This is a genomic window from Hwangdonia lutea (genome assembly GCF_032814565.1).
GTDB lineage: Bacteria > Bacteroidota > Bacteroidia > Flavobacteriales > Flavobacteriaceae > Hwangdonia > Hwangdonia lutea.
In genome coordinates this window covers 17,350-32,382 of sequence record NZ_CP136521.1, presented here as the reverse complement: position 1 = coordinate 32,382, position 15,033 = coordinate 17,350, and the positions used below count along the sequence as shown (strand labels likewise).

13 protein-coding genes and 1 tRNA gene are annotated in these 15,033 nt (G+C 35.7%); 4 read left to right on the top strand and 10 right to left on the bottom strand.

Going from position 1 to position 15,033, the window contains the following annotated elements; translation table 11 throughout:
- Window positions 1–10: 10 nt before the first annotated feature.
- Window positions 11–1,852 carry an SLC13 family permease gene (locus RNZ46_RS00155; protein ID WP_316983376.1) on the bottom strand — a complete coding sequence of 614 codons (1,842 nt, stop codon included), beginning with the start codon at window positions 1,850–1,852 and terminating at the stop codon, window positions 11–13.
- A 318-nt stretch (window positions 1,853–2,170) separates the two neighbouring features.
- Between RNZ46_RS00155 and bshB1 the strand changes: the two genes are divergently transcribed.
- Window positions 2,171–2,887: a bacillithiol biosynthesis deacetylase BshB1 gene (gene bshB1, locus RNZ46_RS00150; protein ID WP_316983375.1), complete on the top strand. Its 717-nt coding sequence runs from the start codon at window positions 2,171–2,173 to the stop codon at window positions 2,885–2,887.
- 285 nt (window positions 2,888–3,172) lie between these two features.
- Window positions 3,173–3,246, top strand: a tRNA-His gene (locus RNZ46_RS00145).
- A gap of 81 nt (window positions 3,247–3,327) precedes the next feature.
- Here RNZ46_RS00145 and RNZ46_RS00140 read toward each other — a convergent pair.
- From RNZ46_RS00140 to RNZ46_RS00125, 4 genes are all read right to left on the bottom strand, one after another.
- Window positions 3,328–4,353 carry a M28 family metallopeptidase gene (locus RNZ46_RS00140; RefSeq protein ID WP_316983374.1) on the bottom strand — a complete coding sequence of 342 codons (1,026 nt, stop codon included), beginning with the start codon at window positions 4,351–4,353 and terminating at the stop codon, window positions 3,328–3,330.
- Between the two features lie 74 nt (window positions 4,354–4,427).
- A complete protein-coding gene (locus RNZ46_RS00135) occupies window positions 4,428–5,480 on the bottom strand; it encodes a M28 family peptidase (RefSeq protein ID WP_316983373.1) in 1,053 nt (350 codons plus the stop codon).
- Window positions 5,481–5,610: 130 nt separating this feature from the next.
- Entirely contained in the window at window positions 5,611–5,970 is a 360-nt protein-coding gene (locus tag RNZ46_RS00130) for an FUSC family protein (RefSeq protein ID WP_316983372.1), read from the bottom strand.
- A gap of 4 nt (window positions 5,971–5,974) precedes the next feature.
- Window positions 5,975–6,742 (bottom strand): DUF3108 domain-containing protein, encoded by a 768-nt coding sequence (locus tag RNZ46_RS00125; RefSeq protein ID WP_316983371.1) that lies wholly within the window; start codon window positions 6,740–6,742, stop codon window positions 5,975–5,977.
- Between the two features lie 185 nt (window positions 6,743–6,927).
- On the opposite strand from RNZ46_RS00125, the gene RNZ46_RS00120 reads away from it, so the two are divergent.
- Window positions 6,928–7,767, top strand: coding sequence for a universal stress protein (locus tag RNZ46_RS00120; protein WP_316983370.1), 840 nt, complete (start codon window positions 6,928–6,930; stop codon window positions 7,765–7,767).
- A 146-nt stretch (window positions 7,768–7,913) separates the two neighbouring features.
- Window positions 7,914–8,252, top strand: a complete 339-nt coding sequence (locus RNZ46_RS00115; RefSeq protein ID WP_316983369.1) for a DUF4870 domain-containing protein — start codon at window positions 7,914–7,916, stop codon at window positions 8,250–8,252.
- Window positions 8,253–8,539: 287 nt separating this feature from the next.
- Here RNZ46_RS00115 and RNZ46_RS00110 read toward each other — a convergent pair whose 3' ends face one another.
- The 5 genes from RNZ46_RS00110 to RNZ46_RS00090 all read right to left on the bottom strand — a co-directional run bounded on the left by RNZ46_RS00110 (window position 8,540) and on the right by RNZ46_RS00090 (window position 15,021).
- Window positions 8,540–9,976 (bottom strand): pyridoxal phosphate-dependent decarboxylase family protein, encoded by a 1,437-nt coding sequence (locus RNZ46_RS00110; RefSeq protein ID WP_316983368.1) that lies wholly within the window; start codon window positions 9,974–9,976, stop codon window positions 8,540–8,542.
- A gap of 347 nt (window positions 9,977–10,323) precedes the next feature.
- Entirely contained in the window at window positions 10,324–10,620 is a 297-nt protein-coding gene (locus RNZ46_RS00105; protein WP_316983367.1) for a DUF4298 domain-containing protein, read from the bottom strand.
- Window positions 10,621–10,866: 246 nt separating this feature from the next.
- Window positions 10,867–11,985 carry a DNA polymerase III subunit beta gene (gene dnaN, locus RNZ46_RS00100; RefSeq protein ID WP_316983366.1) on the bottom strand — a complete coding sequence of 373 codons (1,119 nt, stop codon included), beginning with the start codon at window positions 11,983–11,985 and terminating at the stop codon, window positions 10,867–10,869.
- Between the two features lie 238 nt (window positions 11,986–12,223).
- Window positions 12,224–14,608: a gliding motility-associated ABC transporter substrate-binding protein GldG gene (gene gldG, locus RNZ46_RS00095; RefSeq protein ID WP_316983365.1), complete on the bottom strand. Its 2,385-nt coding sequence runs from the start codon at window positions 14,606–14,608 to the stop codon at window positions 12,224–12,226.
- A gap of 116 nt (window positions 14,609–14,724) precedes the next feature.
- Window positions 14,725–15,021 carry a putative quinol monooxygenase gene (locus RNZ46_RS00090; protein ID WP_316983364.1) on the bottom strand — a complete coding sequence of 99 codons (297 nt, stop codon included), beginning with the start codon at window positions 15,019–15,021 and terminating at the stop codon, window positions 14,725–14,727.
- Between the last annotated feature and the right edge of the window lie 12 nt (window positions 15,022–15,033).

Genomic DNA, 15,033 nt, shown 5'->3' with positions numbered 1-15,033 from the left:
TTTATTTATTTTAAAATGGCCAAATAATTGGCACGAGTATCATCGATATTATAAAGAACACCAAAAGTAATGGGGCACCAACTTTGAGGTAATTCATAAATTTATAACCACCAGCTGTCATTACCATAGCGTTTGTTGTGGTGCCAATTGGTGTTAAAAACGCTGTTGATGCACTTATGGCAACCACAATCATAAATGGTTCTGGCGATAGGTTTAAAGAACTAGCTGCTAAAATGGCTATAGGCGCCATTAATACGGCTGTTGCTGAGTTGTTTATAACTTGACTAAACGTGGTGGTTAGTAAAAACACACCGCCTAACAGTAGTACCGGATGAATTGCGCCTAAATAATCTACCAGTCCATTGGCAATAATTTGTGCAGTTCCTGTTTTTTGCAATGCAATGCCCATGGGTATCATAGCTGCAATCATAACAACGCTTGTCCAGCTAATACCTTTGTAAGCCTTGGTTATTGGTACGCAGCCTGTGAGTAAAATAATACCCGCAGAAATTAATGCCGCAATGGAACCCGGTACTATTTTAAATACCATAAACACAATCATGAGGATTAATGAGCCTAAAGCGATGTACGATTTTGTGCTCAATCGCTCTACGTTTTTCGCCATACCTTCCGGACTACCAATAATGACTAGGTTTTCGTGTTGTTTTTTTAAATCGTCTATATGTTCCCAGGTGCCTCGTATTAAAAAAGCATCCCCTGCTTTTACGGTAATTTCTTTTTCTTCAATAGGCTTGTTGTTTCTTGATGCAGCTAAAAGCTGAATACCGTAGCGTTTAAAATATTCGCCCAATTTATATTGTCTGCCTACGAGTATTGAATTTGGGTTTACAATAACTTCGGTCATACCAACCTCTTGATTTATAAGGTTGTTTTTCAATTCATCGGTAATAGGTTCGAGCGGCAATAAGCCCAATCTGAATGTAATCATCAGTTTATTAATTGCTTCGGTTTCACCTTTTACAGTGATAATATCATGATAGCGTAATTCTGTTTCAGTATCCGGAAATTCTTCAAATTGAGAAATACCTTTTAATACATTTGGGTGTCTTCTTTTTAATCGAATAATAGACACATTAAAATCTTTTTCTAAATGCCAATCTTCTAATTTTGTGTTTATAAATGGCGATAAAGAGCGTATGCGTAATCTATAATAACCGCTGTCAATTTTATACGCTTCTATCCAATTGTGCAGGGTAGATTCAATATTTACAGGTTTATTGTTAGTTGTGTTTTTGGGTAATAGTTTATAGCCAATATATCGAAAGTACACCAGTGCAATTAAAAGAAGCGGTAAGCCTATTAAGGCAAATTCAAAGAATGAAAACCCTTCAAATCCAGCCTCAATCAAGGCATTGCTTGCAATAATATTTGGAGGTGTTCCCGTTAGGGTTAATAGTCCGCCCGTGTTGGACCCAAAAGCTACGGGCATTAACATTTTTGAAGGTAGCGTACCAATGCTCCAAGCCGATGAAATGGTTAAAGGCATTAAGGTAGCTACGGTACCCGTGTTGCTAACAAATCCCGATAATACGCCAGCTCCAAGTGTGACGATAACGAGTAATTTAGGAACACTTTTTCCTGCCCATTCCACAAACTTTTTACCTGCCATCGCCGTCCATCCTGTTTGCGCAATACCTTCGCCGATAATAAATAATGCCGCAATCATAATAACCGTTGGGTTGCTAAATCCGCTAAGGGTTTCGGTCGCATCTAAAATGCCTGTTAAAAACAAACTTATCATAGATATTAAAGCCACAATATCCGGAGTGAATTTGCCCCAAACAAAAAGTCCGATGGTAATAATTAATATGAGGAGCATTAAATAGATCATAAAGTGTAATTCTTTTTTGGTTTTTGCACGTTTATCTGTGCCTTATTGATTGTAGTATAAAATTACGGTAGATATGTGTTTAGAATTATGACTAATGTCATGCTTTTGCCGGAGTGGTTATTTTTCAATTATTGTTATATTTATCAAAGAAAATCCATGAATAGTGTTAACGAATACGTTTTCGTAATAACGGGTTTTGTGGATTTGATAATTTTTATTGAATAATTAGATTTAATTATTTAAAAAAATGATGAAAATTTGAGAAAATAACAATGTTAAAAAGCTATTTTTGACTTTTTAAGATTAATAAATATAACAATGAAATTAGATATTTTAGCCATTGGTGCGCATCCGGACGATGTAGAATTAGGTTGTGGAGCAACCATAGCCAAAGAAATTGCCAATGGCAAAAAAGTTGGTATTTTAGATTTGACTAAAGGCGAATTGGGAACACGCGGCACCGCCGAAACAAGAGCGACCGAATCTAGTAACGCCGCCGAAATATTGGGTATAACAGTTAGGGAAAACCTTGGGTTTGCTGATGGTTTTTTTGTAAACGATAAGCAGCATCAACTTGAAATTATTAAAGTGATTCGTAAATACCAACCAGACCTTGTACTTTGTAATGCGATTGACGACAGGCATATTGACCACGGTAAAGGAAGCAAACTTGTAAGCGATGCTTGTTTTTTAAGCGGCTTGATAAAAATAGAAACTTCCGCTGATGGTGATGTACAAAGTCCTTGGCGACCAAAACAAGTGTACCATTACATACAATGGAAAAATATAGAACCCGATTTGGTTGTTGATGTTTCAGATTTTATGGACGTAAAAATAAAAGCGGTAATGGCTTATAAAACACAGTTTTATGATGCGGATAGTAAAGAACCAGAAACGCCAATTTCAAGTAAAAACTTTACCGATAGTATTAATTACAGGGCCAAGGATTTAGGACGTTTGGTTGGCGTTGAATACGCTGAAGGCTTTACTGTTGATAGGTACATAACCGTTGATAGTTTGTTTGATATTAAATAGTTTAAAAAGTTTTGTGAAATGTCACGTTAAGCTTGTCGAAATGTTTTAACGTGCTCATAATCAATATCGGTTTCAACAAGCTCAAACTGACAAATTAGATTACATTAACTTTTTATACAACTCCTTTTGTTTTTAATAGAAAATATTTAAAAAAGTCTTTGTAGAAAAAGGGAAATCAATTACATTTGCAAACGCATTGCAAAATGCACAATATAGGGTAGCTTTTACTATTTATTAAAAGTGCTCCTTTTACAAAACTTTTCAAAGTTTTTAATAAAACACATGGTGGTTGTAGCTCAGTTGGTTAGAGCATTGGTTTGTGGTACCAAGGGTCGTGGGTTCGAATCCCATCATCCACCCAAAAGTAAAAGCCTTTCAAAAAATTGAAAGGCTTTTTTTGTTTAAGCTCAGAATGAATAATTGATTTTATTTAATCCAAACTAATTTGAATCTGTAGCCATACTTTTATCCACTTTAACCCGCTCATCCCGATTAGCCAATTCCCAAGCCGTATAAAAAATAAGTTGGGTACGCGTTTCTAAAAATTCGTAGTTTATTTTGTCTGGTGTATCCGATGGGCGGTGGTAATCGTCATGCGTACCGTTAAAATAAAAGATAACAGGCACATTATTTTTTGCAAAATTGTAATGGTCCGATCGGTAATAAAAGCGGTTGGGGTCGTTTTCGTCATTATAGGTATAATCTAATTCCAGATTTACATATTTTTTATTTACAGCTTCCGAAACATCGTGCAATTCTTGACTCAATTTGTCCGAACCAATAAGATACAGATAATTTTCACCGTTTTCATGATTTGGATCCACGCGCCCAATCATATCTATATTAAGGTTAGCTACCGTATTTGCTAAGGGGAAAATAGGATCGACATCGGTGTAATAGCGCGAACCGAACAGCCCAATTTCCTCGCCCGTAACATGTAAAAAGAGAATAGAGCGCTTTGGGCCGTTACCATCTTTTTCGGCTATTTTAAAAGCTTCGGCAATTTCTAATATGGCGACGGTGCCAGAACCATCGTCGTCCGCTCCGTTATTGATTTCACCATCGGACGATATACCAATATGGTCCAAATGAGCTGATATTACAATAACTTCGTTTGGTTTTTCTGAACCTTTTATATAAGCCAAAACGTTTTCAGAGGCTTTGGCTCTACCATTAAAATAAGATTCTGGAATGTCTTGATAATAATCACCATCAGCTATGGGCGATGGGATTTTATTGGCCACATAGTGATTTTTAATAAACTCGATAGCTTTTTTTTGCCCGGGTTCGCCTGTTTTTCTTCCTTCAAACTCGTCTGAGGCGTAGGTGTAAAGCATATCTTTTAACTCGCTTTGGGTAATGGTTTTTGCATAGTCTGTAACGTCTTTTTTTTCTTTTTTGTTGTGAGAACTGCTGCAAGAAGCTAATAAAATAGCTGTGCAAAATAGAATTCCTAATTTTTTCATGTGATATAATTATGTGTAAATTTTATGTAAATATATTACAAATAAAAGAGAATAAATATAAGTGGGAATGATACTTATTTTAAGAAAATACTGTTGTCGTCATTGGCAATGCGATGCTCTTGATTTGCCAATTGCCACGCAGTTGCAAAAATGAGTTTGGTGCGGGTTTCAAGTAAGTTATAGTCTATTTTTTCGGGTGTATCGGTAACTTCGTGATAGTCGTCGTGTTCACCGTTAAAATAGAAAATAACGGGAACATCGTGTTCTGCAAAGCTGTAATGGTCCGATCGTTTGTAGTAATTGTTTCTTTGTCCTTCAACATTATATGTATAATCTAAATTCATGTCGAAATAAGCGTCATTCACTTTTTCTGAGGTATAATGCAATTCCTTACTTAATCGATCTGAGCCTATTAAATAGATGTAGTTTTTATTGGTTAAATGCGCATCGTCAACTCGACCAATCATATCTATATTGAGGTTTGCAACGGTGTTTTCTATTGGGAATACAGGGTTTTGCGTGTAAAACTGAGAGCCTCTTTTACCTATTTCTTCGGCTGTAAAATGAATAAACAACAAGCTTCTTTTGGGCGCATGGCCATCTTTTTTTGCTAAATTAAAAGCTTGGGCAATTTCCATGATAGCTACATTTCCAGAGCCATCATCGTCGGCGCCATTATGTATTTCACCGCTATCTGAAACACCTAAATGATCGAGATGTGCAGAGATAATAATGACTTCTTCGGCGTTTTCTGCACCCTTAACGTATGCCATCACGTTTTCTGACGCTTTAATCTCATTGGATAAAAAACTTGATGGTACAGTTTGGTAGTAGTTGGAACCGCCTAAAGGAGATGCGATATTTTCATTTTGATAATAGGATTTGAGAAACTGAGCCGCTTTTTTCTGGCCCGCTTCACCTACTTTCCTGCCTTTAAAGTCATCCGACGCAAACTGATACAAATGGGTGCTCAATTCTTTTTCCGAAATGGTATTGGCGTAATTAACAACCAGGGTACTATCGGCAAGTTTTATATTGGCTTTAAGGTTTTCAATTTTAGTGGAGTATTTGGTTGTGGCACAGGCCCCTACAAGTGTAAAAGTAAAAAGTATGCAAAAAGTTTTCATGTGTGTTAATTACTTGTTTAATAATCACATGCCACTTGCATTTAATCCTTCTCTGGGGCGGGAAAAATTTTAATATGCTCGTTTCATTTTATCAAATTGGCTGCAAATATATAAAATAAGAGGAAAAAGCTTATTCGTCAACGCTAATATCTTCAATTTCAATATCATTAATATCCAACTCGTTTAACTCTTCAATGGCTTCTTCTTCAGATTTTATTTCTTTGTTATCCAAAGTCTCTGTATTGACTACCTCATTGGTATTAAATAAAGATTTATATGTAGAAATGGCCAGCGCAATTATGGTTAGTAAAAAGGTAAATTGAATAATTTTTTTTACCTCGCCTGTTTTTTTTGAAAGATAAAAGGCAACAATTCCACAAACCAGTGCGATAATGGACGGTATTATGGCTAAATTTGAAAGAGGCAAAACAGCTAGTATAACGGCTAAAACCGAGGCTATAATAGCTAAAATTGTAAATATTTTTTTCATGTAGTTAATGTTTTAAACCAGTAGCAGATGTTATTTTTAATTCACCATTCCCCACAGGAATTTTAAATTTTCCGTAAACGGGGATTTTATTTTCGTCGGCCGTAAGCCATAAAAAGTTACTGTTTTTGCCTTTTAGTACATCAGTACCGCTAGAACCGATAGCTATCTTGTAGCAGGTTTTATTTCCAATATCGGTAGATAGGTTTTCTTTACCCAGATAAGTTATTTGGGCATTAAACTCTGCTCTGTCAAAAATAACCGTTAACGATTTGCTGGTTCCAACGGGCATGTTTTTAAAATCTAATAACCGCACTTTATATAACGTGGTAACAATGTCTGTTGTGCCCGGGTTTATAGCAATACCCTTATTTTCTTCGTAGTTGTTTTTCTTTTTTAATTGCGATTTAACCGTATTTGTTTTGTGGCTAAACGTATATTTCATGAACTTATAATAGTTACCTTCATTAATATCGCGTTTGTACAAATAGGGTGTTAATGATTTTGGACTAACATAGCTTTCGTACAGGTCTCTAATTTTAAAAAAATTGTCCCATTTACTGTATGTTGCCGCTGTGCATTTCAACCTGAGTAAGGTAGCTTTTGCAGTTTTTACACTGCTGGTTTCCATGGTTACCTTGGCAATATCGGTTAAAATACCGGACATATTATAGGTAGCGGTATAAACTAGTTTTTCTCCGGCTGCAATGGCATTGTTTTGTGCGTTTAAACTGAAAGACAGAAGACACAACACCAATAGATATCTATAAACCATAAAGAAAATTTTTAATGCTTACAACGATTTATTTAGCATTTATTATGCCGAAAAATACAATGCTTTACAATATTATACTAATTTTTTTATGAGATAAAAACCTAACATGCTATGTAACTGATAATTGTCATAGTTTTAATTTCGTGCCCATCCTATATTTACCTTATAATTCATTTTATACGCTTATGCAAACCATATTATTACCTACAGATTTTTCAAAAAATTCATTAAATGCCATTGATTATGCGGTGGCATTGTTTAAAGATATTGAGTGTCGTTTTTACTTGCTAAACGTACAAAAAGCATCTGCTTTTATCTCGGATGATATGATGGTGGTATCCTCGTCTGCAACCATTTATAAAACCTTAATAGATGCTGCCAAAAAATCAATTTCTAATATTATTTCTGATATTGAAAAAAAACACCACAATAAAAAGCATCAATTTCACTCTGTGGTAGATTACGATAATTTTATCGATGCTATAACTCAAGTCTCCGAAGCACATGAGGTTGATTTAATTGTTATGGGTACCAAAGGCGCTTCGGGATTGGAAAAAATAATTTTTGGAAGCAATACGGTTCGCGTTATACAACGTTGCAATATGCCTGTGCTTGCCGTACCAGATGGATGCCAGTTTAAAGGCATAGATAAAATCGCTTTTGCAACCACCAATTTAAAGCTATTTAATGCCAACGAGTTTAAACCACTTAAAGAAATAATAGCGTTGGAAAACTCAAAACTGGACATTCTTCATCTTGCCGATCAAGATCATTTGGCTTATAATGCCAGCGATAATATGGGCTTTTTTAATACCAATTTTAAAAATGCCAAGCACGAATTTATCGATACTTCAACCAGCGAAATGTATAATACCGTGCATAAATATATTACAGACAACCAAATTAAAATACTGGGCATGATGAATAAAAAACACTCATTCTTAGAGCGTTTATTTACAAGACATAACGTTGAAACATTTGCCTTTAATATCGATGTTCCGTTTTTGGTTATGCAGTACTCGTAGCCAAAAATTTTTAAATTTAGTTGGCGGCTTTTTCTAAAATTGATTATCGGGCAGCATCGATACTTCGTGTAAAAATTATTTAGCAAAAAGCTGTAACATTTCGTTATATCGTACGTCAAATAAGTATCAATCAATAATCAATCATCATGCGACAAGACAATCAACTTTTGGTCATTACACATTTAAGCCAATTAATTGTGTGTATTACAGGTTTCGGCAGTTTATTATTGCCACTTGTATTTTGGCTTACACAAAAAGAAAAAGTGTATCAAATGGATGCGCACGGCAAAAACATTATAAACTTTCAGTTAAGTTTAATAATCTACGCCATTATATGCATTCCGTTAATTTTATTATTCGGTTTAGGCTTGTTAGGCCTCATCGTTTTAGGTATTATATCCATTGTTTTTCCCATAATAAATGCTGTAAAAGCGAGCAATGGCGAAACACCAACGTACCCTTTATCTCTTAATTTTATTAGTTAGTTTAGTTAGTACGAGATAAGTTAAAATGCTTGCCAATTGGCGAGCATTTTTTATTTGGACAACAAATCGTTTTAAATAATTCTGCTGTTTTAGTCGGAATACTGTCAATAATTTGGGCGTTACCCCAAAAGGGGTCAGGCTTTACGCTGCAAGTCCTCGCTTCGTCCCGATAACTATCGGGACTCGCTGTGGGCTTTCCACTGCAATCCTTAACGCGGGCTTATTTGCAAGCTTATATTTATAAACCAAAAAGCACCTTGTATTTGTAATGGTTCGTTGTAGCCCAACTAAGTATTCGATTTTACGTGTTTTTTTATTATTTCCAATAAAAGCTCTATATGCTCAAGATGTGTTCTAAATTGCACCACGGCAACCCGAATCCAAAAAACACCATGTATGTTGGTGGACGACAGGAAAATACGACCATCATTTTGTATGGCTTTAAGCAATTTTCTGTTAAACGCATCGGCGTTTTTATCCTTGGGAACATACCTGAAAATAGCGACTGAAAGCTCCGGTTCTGGTCCAACCTCAAACCCCGCTATATTCTGTATTTCCTTGTAAAAATACCGGGTTAAGTATAGTTTTTCTTCTAAGGCCGCTCTAAAAGGTTTTAAACCAAACAACTTTAAGGGCAACCATACGCGCATCCCTCGAAAGTGTTTGGTCTGTTCTGCCGATATGTCCGCAGGCGAAATTTCATCCTCCTTACCAATTACATCTTGCATATAATCGGCCAAACAATGGTAGGCTTGTAATAAATGCGCCTTATTCTTTATCAGTATGGCACCTGTTCCGTAAGGTAAAAAAAGCGTTTTGTGCGGATCTAAAGTGATAGAATCCGCTTCTTCAATACCGATAAATTTTGAGTCTAGTTGGTGTACCAATTTAAAAAAACCGCCATAGGCTGCATCTACATGAAACCATAATTTATGTTTTTTGGCAATAGCAGCAATGGGTTTTATGGGGTCAATCGTGCCTGTGTTGGTTGTACCCAAAGAGGCATTGATATAAAAGGGGATCAATCCCTTTTTTTTATCATCAATAATCGTTTTTTCTAAATGACTTGGCGACATTTTTAGGTTTTCGTCTAAAGGTATATATCTTAACTGCGCTTCAGGTAATCCTGAAATCCGGATGGCTTTTAAAATTGAATGATGCGCTTGTTCTGTAAGATAGATAACAGCCCGCTCAAAATCCCGAGCTTTTAGCTTGTGCACTTCCCGCGCCGTTACCAAAGCCATTAAATTGGCAATGGAACCGCCTGAAGTTAAATTACCAATAGCTTGTTCCGGATAGCCCATTAAACGGCACATCCATTTTATAAGCATATTTTCTAACCTAACGGCTCCAGGTGCAGCATAAAACACGCCCGCATAGCGGTTGCTAACCGCCGCCATATAATCGCCGAGTGCCGAAGGGTAAAGCCCTCCACCGGGAATATAGCCCATATGTCCGCCTGAAGCAGGATTTATGCCCACGCCGTCAATGTTTTTGGTGGTGCTAGCCAATAGTGGCACTAATTCAACGGCTTGTTCTTCAATATCTAAATGGAAAATGTGTTTACCGTTTTCTTCAGATTGGTTAAAAGCTTTGGACGTATCTAAGTTGTTTATAAATGTATTGGCGTAATCTAAAACCTCAGAATTCCATTTTGATCTCTGATTGGCTTTTGGATCTAAAAGCCGCGACAATTTTTCTAACTCCCTAATCTTGCTGATCATAAAAAGATAAATGTTCTAATTAGTTTTTTATTACTTGGCTAACCTTTAAATATATGAATTTGGTTTAACACTGAGCCAATCCTCAAAAGCTTTTGTATCGTTAATCCTTAACGTGGACTATTTTGTTGGGTATTAAAAACCGAAAATCATATTATTTTTAAAGAGTTTCGTTTAAGAATACGTAAATGACTTGTTTCTCGGTTAAGTGTGTAGTTTAGGAAATAAAACCCGAATAGGAAATTCGAGAGGATTTTGGTAAGTAGGCTAGAATTAACGATAAATTATATATAGTGTTAGTGGTTCGTTGTGTTTTGGTTGCTATCTTTTAGCGTAATATCACATTAAAATCATCTAATTTTTTTGCTCAATTTTTCCATTTTTTTAGATAATTCAAACAAATCGGTAAGCAACGTATGAACAGCATCCTCACTCAAAACACCTCGTTTAAGGTCCTGTGGGACTTCCTTTCTTTTATCTGCCATAACGTCTTTCATATATTGAGATTCATAATATTTTTTTAATGTGTTTAAGTTTTTTAAAGAATCTACAAGTTCATTCATTGCTTTGTCCGATTTTTCAACTACTATAGTGAGTTCGTCTAAAATGTTTTCCATTTTAGTAATACGTTCAATTATATTATTCATTAGTAGATGTTTTTTATTTTCATTTTACAAATCTATAATTTTTGATTTGTAAAGTGATTGATTGAGACGGTTTTATTGGTAATGACCACTAATGACTTGATATAAAAACGTTTTAATGTGTTATACCTAGTGTTAAACGAAATTATTGTTTTTTTGTACAAAGTCAAAAGACAAAAAAAGCAGCAACCTAATTATAAAGATTACTGCTTTTGTAATATCTAAGACTCCAGAATTCGCAGGAATTTGTTAGTTATTAAGCATCACCGGCATTACCAGCATGGTAATCTGTTCGCCTTCATCTAAACCATCAATTGGTGTTAAAATTCCAGCTCTGTTGGGCATGCTCATTTCCAGTTGCACCTCGTCGGAATTTAGGTTATTCAACATTTCGGTTAAAAAACGCGAGTTAAAACCAATTTGCATATCATCACCTTGGTAATCGCAAGTTAAGCGCTCTTCGGCTTTATTGCTGTAATCGATATCTTCAGCTGAAATATTAAGTTCGGCACCAGCAATTTTTAAACGGATTTGGTGCGTTGTTTTGTTTGAGAAAATACTAACACGACGTACAGAGTTTAAAAACTGTGTGCGGTCTATAGAAAGTTTATTTGGGTTTTCTTTAGGTATTACCGCTTCGTAATTTGGGTATTTCCCATCGATTAAACGGCAAATCAATTCAGAATTTTCAAAAGTGAATTTCGCGTTGCTTTCGTTGTATTCTATGGTAACATCCTCTTCGCTCGCTGCCAAAATACCTTTTAAAAGATTTAAGGGTTTTTTGGGCATAATAAATTCTGTGGCTTGATTGGCTTTTATATCCTCACGGGTATATTTTACCAGTTTATGGGCATCGGTGGCCACAAAGGTTAAACCTTCAGTTGAAAACTGAAAAAATACACCGCTCATTACGGGGCGCAAATCGTCGTTTCCAGCCGCAAAAATAGTTTTGCTAATAGCTGTAGCTAAAACATCGCCAACCACAACGGTTTTACTTGGGTCTTCTAAGGCAACCGCTTTTGGGAATTCGTTTCCATCGGCGTAAGCCAAAGCATATTTACCATGGTTAGAGCTAATTTCTATGGTGTTGTTTTCTTCAACAACAAAGGTTAATGGTTGCTCCGGGAATGTTTTTAAAGTATCGAGTAACAATCGTGCAGGTATGGCAACGCTACCTTCGCTATCGCTTTCAACATCTAGGGTTGAAGCCATAGTGGTTTCTAAATCGCTGGCCGAAACCGTTAGTTTTGTGTGGTCTAATTCAAATAAAAAATTATCTAAAATAGGTAAGGTGTTCGAGCTGTTTATAACGCCACCTAAAACCTGTAATTGTTTTAATAAATAGGTACTTGATACTATAAATTTCATGGATTTAATTTTGAATAAATGCTACTTAAGAACTCATCTTGACTTTTACTATTTCCTAAAAAACGGCTAAAATTCGCTCATATTTCACAATTTTTATTATCCGTAGCGATGCTATGCCTTTCAAAAAATAACTCATTTGAACAAATTTTATCTCATTTTCGGTTAAAAACAAAAAGTCAAGATGAGTTCTACAAATATATTCGATACGAATTAATATAGGAAACAAACTTATTAACATTTAAGCGGCATACTTTTTCTTTCTAAGGTAGTTGAAAGCAAAACCAAAAAGGGCTAACAATCCCAGTGGTAATGCAATATTAACGAGCTGCCATGTTGTTTTTTTTGCCGCTATTTTTTGCTGATCTAAAAATGCCACGGCAATTTCTTTGGATCGAATGTTTATAAGTCCGTTGTCATCGAGCAAATAATTAACGGCATTCAGTAAAAATTCCTTGTTACCGTATGTTTGTCCGGTCCATCGGTCAAAGCCCAATTCTTGCGGTACATTTTTAACCACATCGTTTTTAATCACATCGCCATCGGCAATAACAATCATTTTTGTTGCAACGCTTGTGTTTTTTTCTTCTGAAAGCTTAAAAGGCTTTACACGGTTTTGGTAAACACTTGTAAATTCGCCTTCTAGCAATACCGCTAGTGTTTGGTGGCCTTTGTTGAAGGCTTCAGGATTTTGCTCTTGGGTAACGAGATCTAAACTAATTACTTTTGGTACGCCCTCTAATTTGGTTAATGGTGCACTTTCTAAAAGAATGGTTTTTTTGATGCTGTTTTTTAAGGTATCGATTTGATTGGCGAAATCGAATTTTACCAGATTCAAATTATTAACAATAGGATGCTTACTGTTTGAGGAAGCCAAGGGCGAATACGGCCATCGTAAATTTTGAAACTGCGATTCGCTACCTTCGCCAATAGCCAGCGTAATAGGGGCGGAGTAGAGCGTGCTTACCATTACAGGATTGATGCGTACACCGTATTTAAAAAAGAAATCGTTTAAATTCAAATCTCTTTGAATAGCAATATTGGAACCAGAAGCGTTATATAAACTATCTTTTTCCATCGCCACATGATCGATAAGCCATAGACTTTTTCCACCGTGCATAGTAAACTGGTCTAAAACCAATTTTTCATTTTCGGTAAAAGCTTCGGTGGGTTTTGCCGAAATAATCAAATCGAATTGCTTCAAATCATCGAGCGTTTTTTGCGGATTTCCAGCAACACTATCTAAAGTAAAAGGCGCGATATAATAATACTCATTTATCTTTGTAATAAAATCTGCGATGTATTTATCTTCCAGTTGATTGTTGCCTTTTAGCACCGCAATTTTTTTCTGTTTTGGGGTGGTTAATTTGCTAAATCCATCGGCAAAAGCATATTCTAAATGTTGTACCGAATTGGTCACCAAATCTTGTTGCGAAGCTCCAATTTTGTTTTTTACCAACGGGATGGTAATGGTAACGTCGTTATAACTGGCCAAAGCCCAGGGAAAAATAATGGCCTGCGACGACCTGCCGCTTTCCTGCACGCTTAATTGCATGGGTGTCAATCCGCGTTGTGTAAGCTGTTGGATGTTGCGCTGGCGAGTGGCTTCCTCTTCCAAAGGATTTATAAAGTTGAAACTGATGTTGTTGTTTTCAGCCGAAAACTCCTCTAGCAGTTGTTTGGTTTCTCTTTGAAGGCGTTTAAATTCTGATGGAAAATCATCACCTTCTAAAAATACATCAACAATTAAAGGCGATTCTGCTTTATTGATAATTTGTTTTGAAGCATCGCTTAGTGTGTAGCGCTTATCTTTTGTTAAATCGAAGCGTTTATGAAAGGATGCAGAAAATATATTTACAACCAACAATCCTATTGGTAATGCTAGAAGCGGCATCAATTCTTTTCTAGAAAACGGTTTTGTTTTTATGCCTCTAACCGTTAGGGCGAGAAAGACAATGGCAACACTTAAAAAGTAAAGAATATTCTGCGTATCCAACACACCACGGCTCATACTTTTAAAATGATAGCTCATGCCCAATTGTTCGATAAATAGGCTGGAAGTGACCTCCGAAATGCCTTCAAAACCAATATAAAACAAGAAGCAAAGAAAAACAGCACTGATAAATGCCACAATTTGGTTGTCTGAAATTGTTGAGCAAAACACTCCAATGGCGGTGTACGATGCGATTAAAAACAGCAATCCAAAATACGAGCCCCACGTGCTGCCCATATCTAAGTTTCCAACAGGATTCCCTAATTGGTAAACGGTGTAAACGTAAAGCAATGTAGGTAAAAGTGCGATTAAAATCAGTACAAAAGCACCAAAATATTTGCCCAAAACAATGTTGGTATGAGCAATGGGTTTGGTAAGTAACAGCTCTAAAGTGCCTTGTTTTTTTTCATCTGAAAAACTGCGCATCGTTACGGCAGGAATCAAGAAAATTAAAATCCAAGGCGCCAATAAAAAGAAGGATGATAAATCGGCAAACCCGTAATCCAAAATATTAAATTCACCTTTAAATACCCATAAAAACAAACCATTTAACAAAAGGAAAATGGCAATGACTAAATACCCAATGGGCGATGCGAAAAATGAGTTTATTTCTTTTTTAAGTATGGCGAGCATTTATTTTAGTTAAAAATTAAAAATTAAAGATTAAATGAGATTTCTCACTTTGTTCGAAATTATAAAAATGTACAACTTTCATTATTCATTATTCATTATTCATTATTCATTATTCATTATTCAAGCGAAGCGACTTTATCAACACTCCAAGCTTCTGGTTTGGCGTTAAAAAGCGGTTTGGTTTTACTCCAAACGGTTTTAAACAAATCGGATTGCCTGTAGGCTTCCAAATCATCTTCAGAATTCCAATAACTGTATGTAAAAAATACTTCTGTATTGGTTTTATCTCTGTATAATTCTAAAAATTGGCACCCTTTAAAAGCTCTAATTTTATGCTTATTGGCGTTAAAGTTTTTTAGAAATTCGTCAATAGCGTTTTCATTAAAACTCATCTTTACAATTCTTACAAACATAAACTTATCTTT